Origin of the sequence: Pseudomonas segetis (assembly GCF_900188155.1) — a bacterium.
Classification (GTDB): domain Bacteria; phylum Pseudomonadota; class Gammaproteobacteria; order Pseudomonadales; family Pseudomonadaceae; genus Aquipseudomonas; species Aquipseudomonas segetis.
Window position 1 is genome coordinate 56,114 of the sequence record NZ_FZOG01000007.1, and the last position, 21,460, is coordinate 77,573.

17 protein-coding genes are annotated in these 21,460 nt (G+C 58.1%); 6 read left to right on the forward strand and 11 right to left on the reverse strand.

Going from position 1 to position 21,460, the window contains the following annotated elements; genetic code table 11:
- Positions 1-37: 37 nt before the first annotated feature.
- Entirely contained in the window at positions 38-1,267 is a 1,230-nt protein-coding gene (locus tag CHB79_RS18950; RefSeq protein ID WP_089361052.1) for an acyl-CoA dehydrogenase, read from the reverse strand.
- A gap of 143 nt (positions 1,268-1,410) precedes the next feature.
- On the opposite strand from CHB79_RS18950, the gene CHB79_RS18955 reads away from it, so the two are divergent.
- Positions 1,411-2,340 carry a LysR family transcriptional regulator gene (locus CHB79_RS18955; RefSeq protein WP_010490002.1) on the forward strand — a complete coding sequence of 310 codons (930 nt, stop codon included), beginning with the start codon at positions 1,411-1,413 and terminating at the stop codon, positions 2,338-2,340.
- A gap of 70 nt (positions 2,341-2,410) precedes the next feature.
- Here the strand turns inward: CHB79_RS18955 and gntR are convergent, their stop codons facing one another.
- The 10 genes from gntR to CHB79_RS19005 form a co-directional block, all read right to left on the reverse strand.
- Positions 2,411-3,430 carry an HTH-type transcriptional regulator GntR gene (gntR, locus tag CHB79_RS18960; RefSeq protein WP_089361053.1) on the reverse strand — a complete coding sequence of 340 codons (1,020 nt, stop codon included), beginning with the start codon at positions 3,428-3,430 and terminating at the stop codon, positions 2,411-2,413.
- Between the two features lie 112 nt (positions 3,431-3,542).
- Positions 3,543-4,556, reverse strand: a complete 1,014-nt coding sequence (locus tag CHB79_RS18965; RefSeq protein WP_089361054.1) for a TRAP transporter substrate-binding protein — start codon at positions 4,554-4,556, stop codon at positions 3,543-3,545.
- A gap of 101 nt (positions 4,557-4,657) precedes the next feature.
- Entirely contained in the window at positions 4,658-5,935 is a 1,278-nt protein-coding gene (locus tag CHB79_RS18970; RefSeq protein WP_010490008.1) for a TRAP transporter large permease, read from the reverse strand.
- 52 nt (positions 5,936-5,987) lie between these two features.
- Positions 5,988-7,115, reverse strand: a complete 1,128-nt coding sequence (locus CHB79_RS18975) for a gluconokinase, GntK/IdnK-type (protein WP_245851576.1) — start codon at positions 7,113-7,115, stop codon at positions 5,988-5,990.
- Between the two features lie 361 nt (positions 7,116-7,476).
- A complete protein-coding gene (locus CHB79_RS18980; RefSeq protein ID WP_089361055.1) occupies positions 7,477-9,147 on the reverse strand; it encodes an AMP-binding protein in 1,671 nt (556 codons plus the stop codon).
- Between the two features lie 57 nt (positions 9,148-9,204).
- The gene (locus tag CHB79_RS18985; RefSeq protein WP_089361056.1) at positions 9,205-10,332 is read right to left on the reverse strand and encodes an acyl-CoA dehydrogenase family protein; all 1,128 of its coding nucleotides are present in this window, start codon (positions 10,330-10,332) and stop codon (positions 9,205-9,207) included.
- The gene (locus CHB79_RS18990) at positions 10,332-11,537 is read right to left on the reverse strand and encodes an acetyl-CoA C-acyltransferase (protein WP_089361057.1); all 1,206 of its coding nucleotides are present in this window, start codon (positions 11,535-11,537) and stop codon (positions 10,332-10,334) included. Before CHB79_RS18990 ends, CHB79_RS18985 begins: the two co-directional genes overlap by 1 nt.
- Positions 11,538-11,562: 25 nt before the next feature.
- Positions 11,563-12,330, reverse strand: coding sequence for a 3-hydroxyacyl-CoA dehydrogenase (locus CHB79_RS18995; RefSeq protein WP_089361058.1), 768 nt, complete (start codon positions 12,328-12,330; stop codon positions 11,563-11,565).
- Positions 12,331-12,360: 30 nt separating this feature from the next.
- Positions 12,361-14,016 (reverse strand): acyl-CoA synthetase, encoded by a 1,656-nt coding sequence (locus CHB79_RS19000; protein ID WP_089361059.1) that lies wholly within the window; start codon positions 14,014-14,016, stop codon positions 12,361-12,363.
- Between the two features lie 82 nt (positions 14,017-14,098).
- The gene (locus CHB79_RS19005; protein WP_089361060.1) at positions 14,099-15,154 is read right to left on the reverse strand and encodes an AraC family transcriptional regulator; all 1,056 of its coding nucleotides are present in this window, start codon (positions 15,152-15,154) and stop codon (positions 14,099-14,101) included.
- A 182-nt stretch (positions 15,155-15,336) separates the two neighbouring features.
- On the opposite strand from CHB79_RS19005, the gene CHB79_RS19010 reads away from it, so the two are divergent.
- Genes CHB79_RS19010 through CHB79_RS19030 form a run of 5 tightly spaced genes read left to right on the forward strand, consistent with a single transcriptional unit; the run spans position 15,337 to position 21,423 of the window.
- Complete coding sequence (locus CHB79_RS19010; RefSeq protein WP_089361061.1) at positions 15,337-15,711, forward strand: MerR family transcriptional regulator; 375 nt, start codon at positions 15,337-15,339, stop codon at positions 15,709-15,711.
- A gap of 50 nt (positions 15,712-15,761) precedes the next feature.
- Positions 15,762-16,925 carry an isovaleryl-CoA dehydrogenase gene (locus CHB79_RS19015; RefSeq protein ID WP_089361062.1) on the forward strand — a complete coding sequence of 388 codons (1,164 nt, stop codon included), beginning with the start codon at positions 15,762-15,764 and terminating at the stop codon, positions 16,923-16,925.
- Between the two features lie 57 nt (positions 16,926-16,982).
- Positions 16,983-18,590 (forward strand): carboxyl transferase domain-containing protein, encoded by a 1,608-nt coding sequence (locus CHB79_RS19020; protein ID WP_089361063.1) that lies wholly within the window; start codon positions 16,983-16,985, stop codon positions 18,588-18,590.
- Between the two features lie 53 nt (positions 18,591-18,643).
- A complete protein-coding gene (locus CHB79_RS19025; protein ID WP_089361064.1) occupies positions 18,644-19,444 on the forward strand; it encodes a gamma-carboxygeranoyl-CoA hydratase in 801 nt (266 codons plus the stop codon).
- Entirely contained in the window at positions 19,441-21,423 is a 1,983-nt protein-coding gene (locus tag CHB79_RS19030; protein ID WP_089361065.1) for an acetyl/propionyl/methylcrotonyl-CoA carboxylase subunit alpha, read from the forward strand. The genes CHB79_RS19025 and CHB79_RS19030 overlap by 4 nt, the downstream gene beginning before the upstream one ends.
- Positions 21,424-21,460 lie beyond the last annotated feature (37 nt).

The window sequence follows — 21,460 nt, forward strand, 5'->3', positions numbered from 1 at the left end:
CCAAGCCAGGCGCCGGGCGCCTGGCTGTTACCGAGGCCTAGCGCGTGGCATTCATCGCTTCGCGAGAGATGTACTTGCCAATCTCGAACTTGCCGATGGCGGCGCGATGAACCTCGTCCGGGCCGTCGGCCAGACGCAAGGTGCGTTGCATGGCGTACCAGTAAGCCAGTGGAAAATCATTGCTGACCCCTGCTCCACCGTGCATCTGGATCGCGCGATCGATGACTTTCAAGGCAACATTCGGGGCAACCACCTTGATCTGGGCAATTTCGCTGGCCGCGACCTTGTTGCCGACGGTGTCCATCATATAGGCCGCGTTGAGGGTCAACAGGCGTGCCATGTTGATCTCCATACGCGAATTGGCGATGTGATCAATATTGCCACCCAGACGGGCCAGGGGTTTACCAAAGGCACTGCGTTCAATCGAGCGCTCGCACATCAACTTCAGCGCACGCTCAGCCATGCCGATCGAGCGCATGCAGTGGTGAATGCGCCCCGGGCCAAGGCGACCTTGAGCGATCTCGAAGCCACGCCCCTCACCCAACAGGACATTCTCGTAGGGCACCCGGACATTCTCGAACACCATCTCGGCGTGACCGTGCGGCGCGTCGTCATAACCAAAAACCGGCAAAGGACGGATGACTTTCACGCCTGGGGTGTCCATCGGCACCAGAATCATCGAGTGCTGTTGATGACGCGGGCCATCGGGATTGGTCAAGCCCATGAATATCAGGATCTTGCAGCGTGGATCGCAAGCGCCGGATGTCCACCATTTACGGCCATTGATGACCCACTCGTCACCGTCACGCACAGCCGATGCCTGCATGTTGGTGGCATCGGACGAAGCCACCTGCGGCTCGGTCATGGCAAAGGCCGAGCGAATCTCGCCGCTGAGCAAGGGTGCCAGCCATTGTTGTTTTTGCGCCTCGTTGGCGTAACGCACCAGGACTTCCATATTGCCGGTATCCGGTGCGGCGCAGTTGAAAGGCTCGGGACCGATCAGCGAACTGCCCATGATTTCAGCCAGTGGCGCGTATTCGGTATTGGTCAGCCCTGCCCCAAGTTCAGAGTCCGGCAGAAAGAGGTTCCACAAGCCTTCGGCCTTGGCCTTGGCCTTGAGCTCTTCCATGATTGCGGTCGGCTGCCAGCGGTCTCCCTCACCGACCTGCTGTTCAAACACAGCTTCGGCAGGATAGACATGAGCCTCCATGAACGCTGTGACGCGCTCACGCAGTTCCTGAACTTTGGGCGAATAGGCGAAATCCATGGGCGCTACCTTTTGACGTTTGGCTTTAAATAAATTGACTGAAAATTATGCTAGATCACAGATGAAAATTTACCTAAGCTATTTTCACTGTGTATAAACATTCATCACCGATATATGATTCACTGCCTCGGAGTTACCACGGAATGAATCTCAACAAGGTCGACCTGAACCTCTTTGTCGTCTTCGATGCAATCTATACCGAGGCTAACCTGACTCGCGCCGGTCAGATTGTCGGTATCACCCAGCCTGCGGTTTCCAACGCCTTGGCACGCTTGCGCGAGACCTTCAACGATCCCTTGTTCGTGCGTACTGCCCAAGGCATGGTGCCGACGCCGATGTCGCAAAACATCATCGGGCCGGTACGCAATGCCCTCCAGCAGCTGCGCATATCGGTGCAGGAAAGCCGTACCTTCAACCCCGCCCAAGCCAACAAGACCTACCGCATCAGCATGACGGACCTCAGTGAGGCAATGGTTTTCCCTGTGCTTTTCCAGCGCCTGCGTCGCCTCGCGCCCAAGGTCTGCATCGAAAGCATGCTGGCACGCCGTCGTGAAACGACCAAGGAGCTTGCGGCTGGTCGCCTGGACTTCGCCATTGACGCCCCGCTCAATACCGACCCGCAGGTGCGTCACGTCAAGCTACTGGAAGACCGTTACGTCTGCGCACTGCGTAAAAACCATCCGCTGGCCAAGGACAAGATCAGCCTTGAGGAATACCTGTCGCTAAGCCACATCCACATTTCCAGTCGGCGCAGTGGCTTGGGCTATATCGACCTGGCCCTGGGGAAAATGGGAATTCAGCGCAAGATTGCCCTGCGCTCCCAGCATTACCTGATGGCCAATACGGTTCTACAAAACACCGATATGGCGATGACAGTGCCGGAGCGCTTCGCTCGTAGCAACGAACTGCACTATATCCAGCTACCGGTGAAGGAAATGCCAACCCTGGAAACCCACCTGTACTGGCACGAAAGCACGGACCAGGACCCGGCAAACCGCTGGATGCGTGAGCAGATCATCGAGATTTGCCAGCAAGTGACCTTGCGCGAAAAACAGGCCGAAAAAGCCGAGTAAGCAGGCGTGCAGCTTTAACTGCTACCAGCACTGCCCCTCGGTTTGCTCGTCGTGGCGGCAACCTGGCGTTTCAGGCGCTGTCGCGCATCACGATTTCAAACCCCACATCCACCCGTGGCTGCTTGGGTTTCTCGCCGCGCATCAGGCTCAGGAGCATGTCGGCAGCCAATTCGCCAACCTTGCCGCGGGTCGTGCGTACGGTTGTCAACGCAGGATGTACCCAGGCGGCGGCAGGCAGGTCATTGAACCCGGCAATGGCCAGGCGTTGCGGCACGGCAAGTTCCAACTGCCGCGCCCGGAACAAGGCGCCAAATGCCAAGTCGTCATTGTTGAAGAACACGGCATCGGTTTGCGGATGCTGCTCAAGCAAGCGGTCGAGCAACTCTGCACCCAGTCCAATCGACGAGGCGGCAGGTGTCAGCATTTCCAGCGCCGGGTTGTAGCGCCCCGCCTCGCGCATGGCCTGGCGATAACCTTCGGCACGCTGCAAGGTCCGTGGGTCGAGTTGCGCGGCGGCAAAGGCGATATGCTTGTAACCGCGTTCAATCAATGCCCGGGTCATTGCCGCACCGGCTTCAAACTGCGAGAAACCAACACAGTAATCATCCGCCGACTGGCTCAGCTCCATCATTGTCACTATGGGGCCGTGGTAGTTGGCAAGCACTTCACGGGCAATGCCACTGCGCTCAAAGCCGGTCAAGAGCAATCCGGCGGGCTGATGTGCCAGAAACGAACGTAACAGCCGTTCGTCTTCAGCTTCGCTGTAGTGGCTGACCCCAATCATCATCTCGAAACCTGCGGGCATCAGGACCCGCTGAATGGCTTCGGCGGTATCGACAAATACCGAGTTGGACAATGACGGAAGAATTGCCGCGACCAGGTTCGAACGTGAACTGGCCAGCGCCCGCGCCGCTGAATGCGGCACATAGCCAAGTGCTTTCACGGCTTGCATAACCTGTTCACGCAAGGCATCGGAAACCCGCTCAGGCTGCGACAGGGCCCGAGATGCAGACATCAATGAACAACCTGCAGCCTTGGCTACATCATTTAAAGTGACGCGCTCCGCTGTGCGGCGACGACGCTGACTCATAAACTTGGCTCTTATTCGGGGAAGCAGTTCAAACGGCCAGCAATATTAGCAAGACATCAACCCCCACCGCTGCATGGTTGATAATTCAGCATGCAACGGTGGCATCGAATGTTTACTGGGCTGCTTTCTTGACCTCGGCCTGAACCTGGTCGAACAGTTGCTGGCCAACGGTATCGGTCACTTGCTGGATTGCCGGCTGCGCCTTTTCACGCATGCGCTCGACCTCTGCAGGGCTGATTTCATTGATTTGCATGCCGTTCTCTTTCAACTGGGCCAAGGCCTTGGCTGCTTCCTCACGTGTGTCCTTGCGCTCAAAGTCACGGGCTTTGACCGCGGCCTGCATGATGATGTCTTGCTCGGTCTTGGACAGCCCATCCCACCAGCGCTTGGATGCGGTGACAATCCATGGGCTGTACACGTGATTGGTGATGGTCAGGTACTTCTGCACCTCAAAGAACTTCGAAGACAGGATAGTGTTGAACGGGTTTTCCTGACCGTCCACGGCCTTGGTCTCCAGCGCGGTAAACAGCTCCGAGAACGGCAGCGGCACGGCGTTTGCGCCCATCAACTTGAAGGTTTCGAGGAACACCGGGTTTGGCATCACGCGCAGCTTGATACCGTCGAAATCTTCCATTTTATTGATTGGACGCACGTTGTTGGTCATGTTGCGGAAGCCGTTTTCCCAATAGACCAGGCCTACCAGGCCTTTGTCTTCGAGCTTGTCCATGATTTCGCGGCCAACCGGACCATCAAGCACCTGGTCAGCCTGTTCGGCGCTGCTGAACAGGAACGGCGTATCCCAAACGGCCATTTCCTTGCTGATGCCGACCAAGGTGGCAGTCGAGCCAACCATCATTTCCTGGGCGCCACCGATCAGCGCATTTTGCATCTGGTTATCCGGGCCGAGGCTGGCGGCGCCAAAGGTACGTACTTTCAGCTTGCCGCCAGAAGCCTTGGCCACCTCTTCGGCAAGCAGCTTGGCTGCACGACCCTGGTTGCTGTCTTCGTTGAGGCCGTAGCCAAAACGGATCATGCGCGGACGGATGTCGTCAGCGTGGGCGGCAAAGGTTGCCAGTGGGCTAAGCAGGACTGCGGCAGTCAAGCCGGCGATCAGTGTACGTCTCATGGTTTGCACCTTTTTTGTTGTTGAATGAGTCGGGCCAACAGCATTGAAGCCAGTGTTTTATGCGCCCGTTGCCAGGCGCACGATGGGCAAAGCTGCCAAGGTCAGCGCAGCCAGGCCAGGGGTACCGTGACAATCGCCGGGAACGCGATCAGCAGCAGCACTATTGCCAGGTAAATCAGGAAAAACGGCATGACACCACGCACCAGTATTTCCATGCGCAACTTGCCGATACCACCCACCACGTTGAGTACAGTGCCAACTGGTGGCGTAATCAGGCCAATTGAACCGATCAACACGAACATCACCCCGAAGTACACAGGGTTGACCCCGGCCTTGGCGGCAATTGGCGCCAGCACCGGTGCCAGGATCAAGATGGTCGGCGTCAGGTCAAGCACCATGCCGATGGCGATCATCAACAGCATGATCGCAGCCACCAGCAGGCGCGGATGGTCGGCCAGCGGGCCAAGCATCGAGGCAATCTCGTCCGGTAGCTGAGCCAACGTCACCATGTAGGCAGACACAGTTGCAGCGGCGCATAGGAACATAACCGAGGCCGTTGTGCGGCTGGCACGGGTCATGGCCTCGATCAGTGTTTTCCAATCGAGTTCACGATAAAGCAGGGTCGAGACCGCCAAGGCATAGGTCGCAGCGACAACGGCCGCTTCGGTTGGAGTAAAGATGCCGAAACGCAGGCCGCCAACAATAATCACCGGCAACATCAGGGCCGAGGCACCGTCGATCAATGCTGCACGGCGCACCGCCTTACTGGCTTTAGGTGGCGATGGCTCAGTGAAACCACGGGCAATCAACGTCCAGGCGAAAATCAAACCGGCGCCCATGATCAAGCCAGGCACCAGGCCCGCCATAAACAGTTGACTGATCGAGGTGTTGGTCACCACGCCGTAGATCACGAATGGCATTGAAGGCGGGATGATAGGCGCGATGATCCCGCCAGCAGCCACCAAGCCTGCCGAGGAATGAAGCGGGTAGCCACGTTGGCGCATCATCGGCAGTAGCAAGGTGGCCAGTGCGGCGGTATCGGCCAGGGCTGAACCGGACATGCTGGCCAGCAACACGGCTGCAGCAATGGCCACAAAACCCAGGCCGCCGCGCTTATGGCCGACAAAAGCTTGGGCCATGGTGATAATCCGCCGCGAAATGCCGCCGGCATTCATCAACTCGCCAGCGAGAATGAAGAACGGAACGGCCAGCAGCGGAAAACTATCAGCGCCCGCCAACAGGTTTTGCGCAAGTAATTGTACGTCCCAGAAGTCCAGGTACCACATCAGCACTGCGCCGGTGAGCATCAGGGCAAATGCGATCGGCATGCCAAATGCCATGAAACCAAGCAGTGAAGAAAGGAAAACGGCAACCGTCATGTGCGTGTCCTCGGTGGGCGTTGCCCGTTGTTCTTATGGGTGGATATGGCGGTTAATCAATGGTGACATTGGCTGTTGCATTGGCCAGCGACTGGTCTCTACGCCAGACATTGACCAGCTGCACCATCGCCAGCAGCACCAGCACAGCCATGCTTGCCAGCACCGGCAGCATGGCGATCGCCAGCGGATAACCCACCACCGGGCTGGTATTGCTCCAGCCGTATTGCATCTGTTCCCAAGCGCCCTTGACTGAAAGCGCACTGGCCGCCGCAACCAGCAGCCAACTCAGTGAATCTATGAGTTTGCGCATCAGGTGCGGGAAGCGATCACGAATCAGGGTAAAACTCATCAGTTCGCCACGACGCATGCTTGATGCAACGCCGACGAACACCAGCCAGACAAAGGCCAACCGTGACAACTCTTCGGCGCCGGCCCAGCCGGTGCCAAATGCATAGCGCAGCACCACGTTGCTGAATACCACTATGACCATGAACGCCATGAGCGCCGCCATCATCATGTCGGTTATTTTGTCGAACATCAGCGCAACGCCGCCGGTATAGATAGGCTCGCCGGTCAAACGAGCCCCCTCGTGCTGTTCGTTTACGCTTTGTGCGGACTCGGCATTGTTAGCGCTATCAAATTCAGCGCTATGATCAACCGATTCAGCCAGCAAGCGCTGCTCATTGTGTTGGGCCCAACTGACGATGGCTGCCACCACGGCTTCACGGCTTTGACTGGCATCGACCGTCAATACCCCGCTTTCGTTTGCCGGGGATTCAAGGGTGGCAAACTGGCTGTCGACCAGCGAGGTCGGCATGAAGTGCCCCGGACGAGCCCCCACGCGCTTCAACGCAGTGGCGTGGTCGATCTCCAGGTGAGCAAAGTGCAGGTCGTCGATCGCCGCGCGCAACTGCTCACGGTAGCTGTTTTTCAGTGCTGAGCAGGCCAGGACAAAGCCGTTGCCAGAGGCTTGAACAGCCTGCATTTCGGCAATCAGGGCATCGAGCCACACTTTGCGATTTTCATCACTCAGCGCAATACCAGCACTCATGCGCTGAACATTTTCATCGGGGTGGAACAGGTCGGCTTCGATATGTTGCAAACCGAGTGCACTGGCGACTGCACGGCTGATATCACTTTTACCTGAACCGCTGACACCCATGACAACGAGTGCTTGCATAGCTGGCTCAGCGCCCTGGGCAGGAAGGCTGGTTTTCATTCATGTCTCCGGCACGCTGTCGCTGCAGCGCTATTTTGTTTGCGCAGATGTTAGCGCTACCAAATTTATCAGGCAAGTAAAAATATTAATCCGGGCTAGATGGGCTTATGGAGAATAATCAACGGAACAAGGCTGATAAAGGGGCGTCAGACGCTTGAAAGCCACCAGCATAAACTTATTAAATAGGATTAGATATATAGCTTAACTAATTGTTTTTAATGAATATAAACAAGTTAATGTAAATTCTAGGATAGACTCAAGCTGTCAACACGGCGCTTGCCTGCATACCCAAGCGCCGCTGATCCTGTCCTACGCCTTTAGTCTACAAACCCAGCTCGGCAATGGTCTGCTCGCGCATCCGGAACTTCTGAATCTTGCCGGTTACCGTCATCGGAAACTCATCCACGAAGCGGTAGTAACGTGGCACCTTGAAATGGGCAATATTGGCTTTGCAGTACTCGCGCAACTGGTTTTCATCACAACCACTGCCTGGATGCAGCTTGATCCAGACCGCGATCTCTTCACCATATTTGCTATCGGGCACACCTATCACCTGCACATCGGCAATGGCAGCATGGGTGAACAGAAACTCCTCGATCTCCCGCGGATAGATATTCTCGCCTCCGCGAATGATCATATCCTTGCTGCGCCCGACGATGCGTACATAGCCTTGCTCGTCCATCACCGCCAGGTCGCCGGTGTGCATCCAGCCTCCGGTGTCGATCGCCTCGGCACTGGCCTGCGGGTTGTTCCAGTAGCCAAGCATCACGCTGTAGCCCCGGGTACAGAGCTCACCAGTCTGCCCACGCGAAACAATAGCGCCCTGCTCGTCGATGATTTTACTTTCGAGCTGTGGCTGCGTGCGCCCCACGCTGGTAACCCGAACCTCAAGCGCATCATCCGCAGCGGTTTGCAGCGACACCGGGCTGGTTTCGGTCATGCCATAGGCAATCTGCACCTCACTCATGTGCAATTCCTTGATGACCCGGCGCATTACCTCGATCGGACAGGTTGCCCCGGCCATGATTCCAGTGCGCAGCGAGCTTAGGTCAAAGGCCTTGAGGCGTGGATGATCCAGTTCGGCGATAAACATGGTTGGCACGCCGTACAACACCGTGGCGCGCTCTTGGGCCACCGCTTGCAGGCTTGCCTCAGGCTCGAAGCCGGCACAGGGATAAATCATGGTCGAGCCGTGCGTCACACAGCCGAGATTGCCCATGACCATGCCAAAACAGTGATACAGCGGCACCGGTATCACCATTCGGTCATGCTCGCTCAAGCCCAGGCTTTCACCGACCATATAACCATTATTGAGGATATTGAAATGGCTCAAGGTCGCACCTTTGGGTGCGCCTGTGGTGCCCGAGGTGTACTGGATGTTAATGGCCTGCTCGCAGTGCAGCGTGGCTTGGCGTGCAGCCAACTGCTCAGCGCTCACAGTTTCGGCAAGCTCGGCCAGTTCACGCCAGTGCAGAAAGCCGGCTGGCGCCTGATCCGCCAGACTGATCACACCGCGCAATTCCGGCAAACGACTGCTTGCCAACTGGTCCGGGCTGCTGCTCGCCAACTCCGGCAGCAGCTCGGCCAGCATGGCGTGGTAATCGGATGTCTTGAACGCATCGGCGCAGACCAGCCACTTGCAACCCGATTGCTTGAGCGCGTATTCCAACTCGGAGCAGCGATAAGCCGGATTGATATTGACCAGCACCGCACCGACCTTGGCGCTGGCAAATTGGCTGATGCACCACTGCGCGCAATTGGGTGCCCAGATGCCCAGCCTGTCGCCGGCCTCGATACCCAACGCCATAAAGGCCCGCGCCGCCCGGTTGACCTCCGCCGCCAACTGTCTCCAACTGTAACGCAGTTGCTGATGCACCACGATCAAGGCATCGCGCTCGGCAAAGCGAGTTGCGCTCCTATCGAATGCCTCGCCAATGGTCATGACCAGCAATGCTTTTTCACGGGGTCCCTGGGTATAACTCGGCGCTGTCATTGGATACCTTTCTTATTAGGAGTTGTATAGAGCTTTCAGACCTCTGCCTGCAGCCAGTCAAAAACCGCGAGCAATGACCATGCGCTGAATATCGCTGGTGCCTTCGTATATCTGGCACACCCGCACATCGCGGTAGATCCGCTCCACCGGAAAGTCTTTCAGGTAGCCGTAGCCACCAAGGGTCTGAATCGCCGCCGAGCAGACACGCTCTGCCATTTCCGAGGCAAACAGCTTGGCCATAGAGGCTTCCGTCAGGCAAGGCAGGCCTGCCTGGCGCAAGGTGGCTGCATGCAAGACCATCTGCCGGGCGACTGCGATCTCTGTGGCCATGTCCGCCAAGCGGAAAGCCACGGCCTGATGCTCGATAATTGGCTTGCCGAAGGTCTCGCGCTCATGGGCATATTCCCGCGCGGCCTCAAATGCGGCGCGGGCCATGCCGACTGCCTGTGAGGCGATACCAATGCGCCCGCCCTCCAGGTTGCTCAGGGCGATCTTGTAGCCCTCGCCCTCCTCGCCAAGGCGCAGGCTGGCCGGGATGCGCATGTCGTCGAATTGCAGCTGGCAGGTGTCCGAAGCGTGCTGGCCAAGCTTTTCTTCAATCCGGCTGACGCTAAACCCAGGCGTGTCGGTCGGCACGATAAACGCAGAAATACCACGCTTGCCGAGGCTTGCATCGGTCACGGCAAAGACGATCACCACACCGGCATGGCTGCCAGAGGTGATGAATTGCTTGCTGCCATTGAGCAGGTAATGGTCGCCATCACGTTGCGCCCTGGTGCGCAAAAAGCTTGCGTCGGAGCCTGCTTGCGGTTCAGTCAGGGCAAATGCACCAATCATCGTGCCTTGCGCCAAGGGCAGCAGGTAATCGCGCTTTTGCTGCTCGCTGCCGTATTTCAGGATCGGCATGCATCCCACGGAGTTGTGCACGCTCATGATGGTTGAGCAGGCGCCATCACCAGCGGCGATTTCCTCCAGCGCCATGGCATAGGCAACCTGGCCGGTATCGGCGCCGCCCCATTGCTCGGGCACCAACATGCCGAGAAACCCCAGCTCGGCCATCTCACGCAATGCTTCTGCCGGGAAACGGTGCTCGCGATCCCATTGTGCCGCAAAGGGCTTAAGACGCTCCTGAGCAAACTGGCGGGCAACGTCGCGGATCTGCAACTCTTCGTCTGATGGAATCATCAATTGGCTCCCTTGCTCACCAACTCGACAGCGACGGCAGTGGCTTCGCCACCACCGATGCACACCGAAGCCACTCCGCGCGTCAGCCCTCGTTGTTGCAGGGCATGGAGCAAGGTCACTATGACCCGCGCACCGGATGCACCAATCGGGTGGCCCAAGGCGCAAGCGCCGCCGTGCACATTGACCTTGTCATGGGAAATTGCCAGGTCACGCATGGCCGCCATTGGCACTACGGCGAAGGCTTCATTGATCTCAAACAGGTCAACCTGATCCAGGGTCCAGCCCGTGCGCTTCATCAAGGCCTTGATGGCCCCAACCGGCGCCGTGGCAAATAACCCCGGAGCCTGGGCATGGGAGCTATGCCCGACAACGATTGCCAGCGGTTTCAGCCCGCGCTTTTCAGCCTGAGAGCGGCGCATCAGCACCAAGGCTGCCGCGCCATCCGAAATGGAACTGGCGTTAGCCGCCGTTACTGTGCCGCCGTCACGAAAGGCAGGTTTTAAGCTCGGGATTTTTTCCAACCTGGCCTTTGGTGGCTGTTCATCGCAGGTCACGCTAAGCGTTTCACGTTTGGTTTTGACTTCAACCGCCGCAATCTCCGCCTCGAAATGCCCCTGCTCCATTGCAGCTTGCGCACGCTGTAGGGAACTGATTGCATACTCATCTTGCTGCTCACGGCTAAAACCATAGCTTTGTGCACAATCTTCGGCGAACGTGCCCATTAGACGGCCTTTTTCATAGGCATCTTCCAGGCCGTCAAGGAACATATGATCAAGCACCCGGCCGTGGCCCATGCGGTAGCCGGCCCGGGCCTTGTCCAGTAAATACGGTGCGCTGGACATGCTTTCCATGCCGCCAGCTACCAGCACCTCGGCGCTGCCAGCCAACAGTGAATCATGGGCAAGCATCACCGACTTCATGCCTGAGCCGCACATCTTGTTCAATGTCGAACAGACGGTACCTTCATCAAGCCCGGCACCCAATGCTGCCTGCCGCGCCGGGGCCTGGCCCTGGCCCGCCTGGAGTACGCAGCCCATGATCACTTCATCAACGCCATCATTGGCTAAGCCTGCGCGCTTTACCGCCGCGCGAATGGCGGTGGCACCAAGCTCTGCGCAACTGATGCTGCCCAAATCCCCCATAAAACCGCCCATTGGCGTGCGTGCGGCACTGACAATGACGACTGGATCGCTATTGGTGTTCATCTGCGGACTCCTGTTGTTCGGGGGACTATTTGGCAGACATGCGCAAGGCGCCATCCAAGCGGATGGTCTCACCGTTAAGCATGCTGTTCTGGACGATGTGCAATACCAATGAGGCGTACTCTTCGGGTTTACCCAGGCGCGGCGGAAACGGCACATTGGCCGCCAGGCTCTCACGCACCTCCTGGGGCATGCCAGCCATCATCGGTGTTTCAAAGATGCCCGGCGCAATGCACATGACCCGTATGCCTGAGCGCGCCAGCTCACGGGCCAATGGCAGGGTCAAGCCAACCACTGCGCTCTTGGAGGCCGCATAGGCGGCCTGACCTATTTGACCGTCAAATGCAGCAACCGAGGCCGTGTTGATCATCACCCCACGCTCGCCATCAGCCTGTGGTTGATTGCGTGCAATCGCCTCGGCCGCCAGGCGCAACATGTTGAAGGTGCCGATCAGGTTGATATCAATCACCTTGCGAAAACTCTCCAGCCCATGCACGCCATTGCGGCCCAGCAACTTTTCCGCAGGTGCAATACCTGCACAGTTGACCAGGCCGTGCAGGCCGCCGAAGTGCTCAACAGCCCGGTCAATAGCCATTCGAGTGGCGTCTTCCTGGGTAATATCGACCGCAACGAACAAGGCGTTATCGCCCAGTTCGGTTGCACGTTGCTGGCCTGCTTCGGCATTGATATCTGCCAGCACCACCTTGGCGCCCGCATCGACCAGTTTGCGCGCTGTAGCCAGGCCCAGCCCGGAACTGCCGCCGGTGATTAAAAAGACACGTTGTTCAACCTGCATATTGATTAATCCTGTTTAGTCGCTGCACGTTCAGGCCGTTGCACCAAGCTGGCTCTGCTTGGCGACTTCCTGGTTGCGTAGTAAAAAGCGCTGGATCTTGCCGCTTGGGGTCTTTGGCAACTCATCGACAAACTCGATTTCCCGTGGATAAGCATGTGCCGAAAGCCGCTTGCGCACATGCTGCTGCAACGCTTCGGCAAGGGCTTCAGAGGCCGCAAACTGTGGCTGCAATACGACAAAGGCCTTTACCAGCTCGGTGCGCTCGGGGTCAGGCTTGCCAATTACGGCGGCCTCAATAACAGCCTCGTGCTCGATCAAGGCACTTTCAACGTCAAACGGCCCGATGCGATAGCCCGAAGTCGTGATCACATCATCGGCGCGACCGACAAAGCTGATGCTGCCGTCATCGTTAAGCTCAACCGTGTCGCCGCTCAGGTAATAGCGACCGCTGAAGGAGTTGGTGGGCATGCCTTGATACCCGGGAAACCAGAACAGCGGCGACTGACTCATATCCAGCGCCAGGTTGCCGGGCTGGCCGACACCAAGCTCATTACAGTCGCCATCAACCACCACTACACGATGCCCCGGCACCGCATAGCCAGCCGCACCAATGCGTACCGGATGCGCATAGGCATGATGGTTGCACAAGACCATACCCAGCTCGGTCTGGCCGTAATGGTCATGAATGGTGGTATCCAGCCCATCTGCAAACCAGCGGATGACCTCTGGCGTGAGCGGTTCCCCGGCGCTGCTCACGGCCCGCAAGCGGCCTTTCAACAAGGGCTCGACCTGCTTTTTGGCAGCCAGCAGTAATCGATAAGCCGTTGGCGAACCCGCCAGATTGGTGATGCCGTACTTGCGGATAACCCTGCAGGTGCTTTCGACGCTGAACGCACCTTCGTAAAAGGTCGTGGGATGACCCAGGGCCAATGGCCCGGTCACGGCGTAGTACAAGCCATAGGCCCAACCGGGGTCCGCGACATTCCAGAACGCATCTTCGGGGCGCAAATCCACCGCATCGCGCATATAGCTGACAAACGCCAGAATCGCCTTCAACGGCACGGGAACCGGCTTGGCAGCACCAGTGGTGCCCGAGGTGAACATCATCAGAAAGGGGTCTTCGGCGCTGCGCATCACTGGGGTGAACTGATCGTCATGGCGTTCAAGCTCAGCCCAGAAGCTAAAGTCACCCCGCTCGACACCCTGCCCCTTGGGACCCGATACCGTAACGCGCAGCGCATCATTGGCGACATCATCAAGCTTGGCTCGATTGCTGGCGTCCGTGACTATGACTTTAGAGCCTGCGGTATTGACCCGATGCTCAATCGCCTTGGGACCAAAGGCCGTGAACAGCGGCTGGTAAACCGCGCCCGCACGCCAAGTCCCCAGGATGGTGATAAGCAGCTCAACCTTGCGCCCGAGCATGCCGGAGACACAATCACCCGGCATCACGCCCTGGCTGCGCAGGAAATTGGCAAAGCGTGCAGACTGTTGCTTGAGTTCGGCGAACGTATATGTGGCGCTGGAGCCGTCGGCACCTTCGTAAAACAAGGCCACCCGCCCAGGCAGCGCATGTCGGTCGCAACACTCGATGCAGGCGTTGATCCCATCCAGCGACCCCGCCAGGGTGGCGCTCATGGCGTGGGCAAAATCGAACTCACGGGCAGCAGCAAAGTAGTCACGCATCAGTCAACTCCGAGCTATTTTTGTTTGAGGAGTGGTAACCGATAGTCGCGCCCGGACGCGGTCCGGGCAATGTCTTAAGGGGTCAACCTGTCTGAGCAGTTTTGACAGTGACACCGCCTTGCGGCTGCATCATGGCCTGGTACTGGCCCGGGGTTGAACCTGTCCATTTCTTGAACGCCTTGTAGAACGCACTGGCATCAGCGAAGCCCAGCTCGAACGCCAACTCATTGAAGTTGACTTCACCCTGGTTCAGGCGGTTAAGCGCCAGGTCGCGACGCACATGATCCTTGAGACTTTGGTAAGACTGCCCCTCCTGCGACAGCTTGCGCCGCAATGTCGAAGGCGCCATGAAAAAATGCGCGGAGATGGCTTCGATGTCCGGCCAGCGCTCGGGCTTTATGCCGCGCAGGTAAGCCTTGATGCGGGCCGCATGGCTTTGCGGGTCGCGGTACCTGACCAGAATGCCTTGCGGCGCGGCTTGCAGAAACTGCTTGAGCTCATCGGCACTGCGCCTGATCGGCAGGTCCAGCCATTGCGCATTGAACAGCAGCCTTGAGTACGGACGACCGAACCGCAGGTTGTCACTGAACATCACCCGATAGTCTTCCAGGTAGTCAGGCTGAGGGCGCTGCACATCGATGGCAATGATTGGGATACGTCGCCCAACCAGCCAACACGCCAGGCCATGGACCATCATCCACAGGGTGAAGTCCGCGAATGCCCGAGGCCGCGTGGCCTGGGAATTGGGCGACTGATCAATCGCAATCTCCGCCATGCCGCCGGCGCGCAGCAAGCGCGGGGAAAAGTCTTCAAATATGAGCCCTAAAAAGCGCAAGGCACCGTGCAGAGCGGGCTCCAGGCTGGTTTCCTTGCTTGCGGTACGCGCCATGAATGCAAAGCTGCCAACCTTCATGCGCCGGGCATTGAGGCCAAAGAACTCGTCATCCATTTGCCGCGCCAGGTCTAGCCACAGCCGCGCATATTGCTCGCAGGTAACCCGGGCATAGGGTTTTGCCAATAATGCCGGAGCAATACCCGCTCTTGCGAGCAAGGGGCCGGAGTCCTGGCCTCTGCCCTGCAACTCCAGAACCGCCTCGGTTACCAGCCTTATGGAAATGGTGCCCTTGTCTGACTGCATGAATCCCTTGTTAGATCTTATTGGTCGCGCACATTCTCAGCGAACTTAGTATTTCGCACCTTGCGGCGAAAGTCGTACACCAGATTACGACAGAATGTAGACCGGTTATTTGTAGCACAACAGCTTGACAGCCCTGCAAGGCAGCTTTACGTTTACGTAAAGGTTAATACGAGCAGCCGGCAATGCCTACCTATTCCATTTCCGAACTGGCCCGCGAGTTGGATATCACCACACGCGCCATTCGCTTCTATGAAGAGCAGTCAATGCTCAGCCCAGAACGCCGTGGCCAGGAACGCATCTACAGCGCTAAAGACAAAGTCACCCTCAAGCTGATCCTGCGCGGCAAGCGCATCGGTTTTTCGCTGGCTGAGTGCAAAGAACTGATCGAGCTTTACGATCCCGTCCAAGGCAACCGCAAACAGCTTGAGAGCTTTATGCAGAAGATTTCGGAACGACGCAATCAGCTTCAACAGCAGCTATTGGACATTCAACAGATGCAGCTCGAACTCGATACAGCTGAAGAGCGCTGCCTGAATGCACTGGCTGAAATCGAATAAAAACAATTATTTAGCATTTAAATCTAAAGAAAATAATTACAGGTGAAACCATGAGCTACCCATCACTGAACTTCGCGCTTGGCGAAACCATCGATATGCTGCGCGACCAAACCCGAGCCTTTGTTGCGGCTGAATTGGCACCACGCGCGGCGGCTATCGACAGCGAAAACCTGTTCCCTGCCGATATGTGGAAAAAGTTCGGCGACATGGGTTTGCTCGGTGTAACCGTCAGCGAAGAATACGGTGGCGCGGGCCTTGGCTACTTGGCACATGTCATCGCGATTGAAGAGATCAGCCGTGGTTCCGCTTCGGTTGGCCTGTCCTATGGCGCCCACTCCAACCTCTGTGTCAACCAGATCAACCGCAATGGCACGGCCGAACAAAAAGCCAAGTATCTGCCCAAGCTGATCTCTGGTGAGCACGTCGGCGCACTGGCCATGAGTGAACCCAATGCGGGCTCGGACGTGGTGTCGATGAAGCTTCGCGCCGACAAGCGTGGCGATCATTACCTGCTCAACGGCAGCAAGACCTGGATCACCAATGGCCCAGACGCCAACACCTATGTGATCTACGCCAAGACCGACCTGGAAAAAGGCCCGCACGGCATCACCGCCTTTATCGTCGAGCGCGACTGGAAAGGCTTCAGCCGTGGCAGCAAGTTCGACAAGCTCGGCATGCGCGGCTCCAACACCTGCGAGCTGTTCTTTGATGATGTCGAAGTGCCTATCGAAAACATCCTGGGTGTAGAAAACGGTGGGGTCAAGGTGCTGATGAGCGGCCTCGACTACGAGCGCGTGGTGCTTGCAGGCGGCCCGATTGGCATCATGCAGGCCTGCATGGATGTGGTGGTGCCCTACATTCATGACCGCAAGCAATTCGGCCAGAGCATCGGTGAATTCCAGCTGATTCAGGGCAAGGTGGCAGACATGTACACCCAGCTCAATGCCAGCCGCGCCTATCTGTATGCGGTTGCCCAGGCTTGCGATCGCGGCGAAACCACACGCAAGGACGCTGCCGGGGTGATCCTCTACAGCGCCGAGCGCGCAACGCAAATGGCCCTGGATGCCATTCAGATTCTCGGTGGTAACGGCTACATCAACGAGTTTCCGACCGGGCGCCTGCTGCGCGATGCCAAGCTCTATGAAATTGGTGCCGGCACCAGTGAAATCCGGCGCATGCTCATTGGCCGCGAACTGTTCAACGAGACCAAGTAAGCCTTTGCCTTGGCTGGGCGCCGGTGTCTCGCCGCCCCTTTTCATGGAGTTCGCCTGATGGCTGTACTACACACCCAGATCAACACCCGTTCAGCGGAGTTTGCCGCCAATAGCCAGGCTATGGCTGCACAAGTCGACGCCCTGCATACGCTGCTCGCACAGATTCACCAGGGCGGTGGAGCCAAGACCCAGGAGCGCCACAGCTCCCGTGGCAAGCTGCTGCCTCGCGAACGGATCAATCAATTGCTCGACCTTGGCTCGCCCTTCCTTGAGCTCAGCCAGTTGGCCGCCCATGAAGTCTATGGCGAAAGCGTGCCTGCCGCCGGCATAGTGGCGGGCATAGGTCGGGTCGAGGGCGTCGAGTGCATGATTGTTGCCAACGACGCCACGGTAAAAGGCGGCAGCTATTATCCACTGACCGTGAAAAAGCATCTGCGGGCGCAAACCATCGCCCAACAGAACCGCTTGCCGTGCATCTATCTGGTTGATTCGGGGGGCGCCAACCTGCCCCGCCAGGATGAGGTATTCCCAGACCGCGAACACTTCGGCCGGATCTTCTTCAATCAGGCCAACATGAGCGCCATGGGCATTCCCCAGATCGCCGTGGTGATGGGCTCGTGCACCGCCGGGGGCGCCTATGTGCCAGCCATGGCCGACGAAGCGATCATGGTACGCAACCAGGCCACGATCTTCCTCGCCGGTCCGCCACTGGTCAAAGCGGCAACGGGTGAAGTCGTCAGCGCCGAAGACCTAGGCGGCGCTGATGTACACTGCAAAACCTCCGGCGTTGCTGATCACTATGCCGAAGACGATACCCACGCCCTCGCCTTGTGTCGGCGCAGCATTGCCAACCTAAACTGGCGCAAGCTCGGGCAGATCAATACCCGCGAACCCATTCAGCCGCTGTACGACAGCCAGGAGCTGTATGGCGTGATTCCGGTTGATGCCAAACAGCCTTTCGATGTCCGTGAAGTGATCTCACGGCTGGTCGATGGCTCGGTATTCGATGAATACAAGGCTCTGTTTGGCAGCACGCTGGTCTGCGGTTTTGCGCATATCAATGGCTATCCGGTGGCGATCCTCGCCAATAACGGGATCTTGTTTGCCGAATCGGCCCAAAAAGGCGCTAATTTTATCGAACTGGCCTGCCAGCGCAAAATCCCCTTGGTATTCCTGCAGAACATCACCGGCTTCATGGTCGGGCAAAAATACGAAGCCGGCGGCATAGCCAAGCATGGCGCCAAGCTGGTCAATGCGGTGGCCTGCGCCAAGGTGCCCAAGTTCACGGTCATTATCGGTGGCAGCTTCGGTGCGGGGAACTATGGCATGTGTGGCCGGGCCTATGATCCGCGCTTTCTATGGATGTGGCCCAATGCTCGCATCGGCGTGATGGGCGCCGAACAGGCCGCTGGCGTATTGGTGCAGGTCAAGCGCGAGCAAGCCCAGCGCGCAGGCGAGGCATTCAGCGCCGAACAGGAACAACAGCTCAAACAGCCGATTCTTGACCAATACGAAGCCCAGGGGCACCCGTACTACTCTAGCGCGCGGCTATGGGACGACGGCGTTATCGACCCGGCGCAAACCCGTGAAGTACTCAGCCTGGCGCTTTCAGCCAGCCTCAACGCCGCCATTGAGCCAAGCACGTTTGGCGTATTTCGCATGTAACAGCGCCCCACTCGCGCAAACGCCCTGCCCCGAATATCAAAAGAGTTAATGGCATGACTGACTTCACCACACTCGAACTGACAAAAGCCGCCAATGGCGCTGCTACGCTCTGGCTGGATCGGCCGGACAAGAACAATGCCTTCAACGCGCAAATGATCCGCGAGCTGATTCTGGCACTGGATGATATCCAGGCCGATAAATCCCTGCGTTTCCTGATCGTTCGTGGCCGTGGCAAGCATTTCAGCGCAGGCGCCGACCTGGCCTGGATGCAGGCCAGCGCCCAACTCGACTACAACGCCAACCTGAGCGACGCCCGCGAGCTGGCAGAGCTGATGCACAATCTCTATCAGTTGAAAATCCCGACGCTGGCAGTGGTCCAAGGTGCGGCATTTGGCGGCGCCCTGGGCCTGATCAGTTGCTGCGACATGGCGATCGGTGCCGAGGATGCCTTGCTCAGCCTCAGCGAAGTACGCATTGGTCTTGCACCAGCGGTGATCAGTCCCTTTGTGGTGCAAGCCATAGGCGAACGCGCGGCACGCCGCTTTGCCCTGACGGGGGAACGCTTCAGCGGTAAACAGGCGCAGCAACTGGGCCTGTTTGCCGAATGCTACCCCGCCAGCGAGCTGGAGGCACAAGTCGATGCCTGGAGCGCCAATTTGCTGCTCAACAGCCCACAAGCCATGCGCGCCACCAAGGATTTGCTTAAAGAAGTCGGCAGCGGTGTATTAACCCCAGCCCTGCGCCGCTACACCGAGAACGCCATTGCGCGGATTCGCGTCAGCGCCGAGGGTCAAGAAGGCCTCAATGCCTTTCTCGAAAAACGCACACCCGCCTGGCAGGAGCCTCAAGCATGAGCCAGAAGCTAAATACCATCGACACCATTCTGGTCGCCAACCGTGGCGAAATTGCCTGCCGGGTGATGCAAACCGCCCGGCAACTGGGTTTGCGAACGGTAGCGGTACACAGCTCCATTGACCGCGATGCGCGCCACGTACGCGAAGCCGATGTGGCGGTGGACTTGGGTGGCGCCAAACCTGGCGACAGCTATTTGCGTATAGACGCGATCATCGAGGCGGCCAAGGCCAGCGGTGCCCAAGCCATTCATCCGGGTTATGGTTTTCTTTCGGAAAACGCCGACTTTGCTCGCGCTATCGACAAGGCCGGGTTGATATTCCTCGGCCCGCCCGCCTCGGCAATTGATGCAATGGGCAGTAAATCTGCTGCCAAAGCGTTGATGGAACAGGCTGGAGTGCCCTTGGTGCCTGGCTATCACGGCGCCGCACAGGATGTCGAAACCTTCCTCACCACCGCCGAAGTCATCGGCTACCCGGTGCTGCTCAAGGCCACGGCTGGCGGCGGCGGTAAAGGCATGAAGGTGGTTGAGCACGCCTCGGAAATGGCTGATGCGCTGGCATCGGCGCAACGTGAGGCGCAATCATCCTTTGGCGACTCGCGCATGCTGATCGAGAAATATGTGCTCAAGCCGCGTCATGTCGAAATACAGGTATTCGCCGACCAACATGGCAATTGCCTGTATCTCAATGAGCGCGACTGCTCGATACAACGCCGCCACCAAAAAGTCGTCGAAGAGGCGCCCGCCCCCGGCCTGTCGCCCGCGCTACGCCAGGCCATGGGCGAAGCTGCAGTCAAAGCCGCGCAAGCTATTGGCTATGTAGGTGCAGGCACCGTTGAGTTCCTGCTCGATGCCCGCGGTGAATTCTTCTTTATGGAGATGAATACCCGGCTACAGGTCGAACACCCTGTCACTGAAGCGATCACCGGGCTTGACCTGGTGGCCTGGCAGATCCGTACTGCCCGTGGCGAGCCCTTGCCAATGTCGCAGGACCAAGTCCCGCTTAATGGCCATGCGATTGAAGTGCGCCTTTATGCCGAAGACCCTGCAAATGACTTTCTACCTTCTACCGGCAAGCTCGACATCTACCGTGAAGCGAGCGCTGGCGAGGGTCGGCGCATTGATTCGGGTGTTGCAGAGGGTGATGAAGTCTCGCCGTTTTACGACCCCATGCTCGGCAAGCTGATTGCCTGGGGCGCTAACCGCGAAGAAGCCCGCCTGCGTTTGCTGGCCATGCTCAATGACACCCATGTTGCCGGCGTTCGCACCAACCTGGCCTTCTTGAAGCGCGTACTCGGTCATCCGGCATTCGCCGCCGCCGAACTGGATACCGGGTTTATTCCGCGCTACCAGGATGTGCTCCTACCAGAACCAGGCACCCTGCCCGATGAGTTCTGGCAAGTTGCTGCCGAAGGCTTTGTGCAAAGCCAAACACCACGCCTGGCCGCAGAAGATCCGCACTCACCCTGGGCCCAGCTCAGGGGTTGGCGCGCAGGGTTGCCCGGCGAGGTGGATCTGCACCTTGTCTCTGGAGATCAACAACAGCAGGTACAGCTGCGCAATAGCGCGCCTTCCCAGCTGAGGTTGTACGGCGATCAGCTGCGCGTTGAACGTAACGGGGTACGCACCGCGCACCTGCTTGTCCGCCGTGGTGACAGCCTGTTCATCGAATGGGACGGCGAACTGCACAAGGTCGACAAGCTGGACCCCATTGCAGCCGCCCAACATAGCCACAGCCATCAAGGCGGCCTGGCCGCGCCAATGAATGGCAGCATTGTGCGCATCCTGGCTGAACCGGGCGCCAGGGTTGAAGCAGGTGCCGCGCTGGTGGTGCTCGAAGCGATGAAGATGGAGCACAGCATTCGCGCGCCCCATGCAGGCACAGTCAATGCCTTGTTTTGCACCGAAGGTGAAATGGTCAGCGAAGGCACTGTGTTGGTAGAAATTGCTTTGGATGCAGGGGAAAGTGCGGGCACCTGAATTTACACTTAAGGTTAACTTATGATCATAACCTTTT

What these genes read in the sequence shown, in the direction of transcription:
- CHB79_RS18950 (WP_089361052.1), bottom strand. Translation starts at nt 1,267, where the DNA reads ATGGATTTCGCCTATTCGCCCAAAGTTCAGGAACTGCGTGAGCGCGTC.
- CHB79_RS18955 (WP_010490002.1), top strand. Translation starts at nt 1,411, where the DNA reads ATGAATCTCAACAAGGTCGACCTGAACCTCTTTGTCGTCTTCGATGCA.
- gntR (WP_089361053.1), bottom strand. Translation starts at nt 3,430, where the DNA reads ATGAGTCAGCGTCGTCGCCGCACAGCGGAGCGCGTCACTTTAAATGAT.
- CHB79_RS18965 (WP_089361054.1), bottom strand. Translation starts at nt 4,556, where the DNA reads ATGAGACGTACACTGATCGCCGGCTTGACTGCCGCAGTCCTGCTTAGC.
- CHB79_RS18970 (WP_010490008.1), bottom strand. Translation starts at nt 5,935, where the DNA reads ATGACGGTTGCCGTTTTCCTTTCTTCACTGCTTGGTTTCATGGCATTT.
- CHB79_RS18975 (WP_245851576.1), bottom strand. Translation starts at nt 7,115, where the DNA reads ATGCAAGCACTCGTTGTCATGGGTGTCAGCGGTTCAGGTAAAAGTGAT.
- CHB79_RS18980 (WP_089361055.1), bottom strand. Translation starts at nt 9,147, where the DNA reads ATGACAGCGCCGAGTTATACCCAGGGACCCCGTGAAAAAGCATTGCTG.
- CHB79_RS18985 (WP_089361056.1), bottom strand. Translation starts at nt 10,332, where the DNA reads ATGATTCCATCAGACGAAGAGTTGCAGATCCGCGACGTTGCCCGCCAG.
- CHB79_RS18990 (WP_089361057.1), bottom strand. Translation starts at nt 11,537, where the DNA reads ATGAACACCAATAGCGATCCAGTCGTCATTGTCAGTGCCGCACGCACG.
- CHB79_RS18995 (WP_089361058.1), bottom strand. Translation starts at nt 12,330, where the DNA reads ATGCAGGTTGAACAACGTGTCTTTTTAATCACCGGCGGCAGTTCCGGG.
- CHB79_RS19000 (WP_089361059.1), bottom strand. Translation starts at nt 14,016, where the DNA reads ATGCGTGACTACTTTGCTGCTGCCCGTGAGTTCGATTTTGCCCACGCC.
- CHB79_RS19005 (WP_089361060.1), bottom strand. Translation starts at nt 15,154, where the DNA reads ATGCAGTCAGACAAGGGCACCATTTCCATAAGGCTGGTAACCGAGGCG.
- CHB79_RS19010 (WP_089361061.1), top strand. Translation starts at nt 15,337, where the DNA reads ATGCCTACCTATTCCATTTCCGAACTGGCCCGCGAGTTGGATATCACC.
- CHB79_RS19015 (WP_089361062.1), top strand. Translation starts at nt 15,762, where the DNA reads ATGAGCTACCCATCACTGAACTTCGCGCTTGGCGAAACCATCGATATG.
- CHB79_RS19020 (WP_089361063.1), top strand. Translation starts at nt 16,983, where the DNA reads ATGGCTGTACTACACACCCAGATCAACACCCGTTCAGCGGAGTTTGCC.
- CHB79_RS19025 (WP_089361064.1), top strand. Translation starts at nt 18,644, where the DNA reads ATGACTGACTTCACCACACTCGAACTGACAAAAGCCGCCAATGGCGCT.
- CHB79_RS19030 (WP_089361065.1), top strand. Translation starts at nt 19,441, where the DNA reads ATGAGCCAGAAGCTAAATACCATCGACACCATTCTGGTCGCCAACCGT.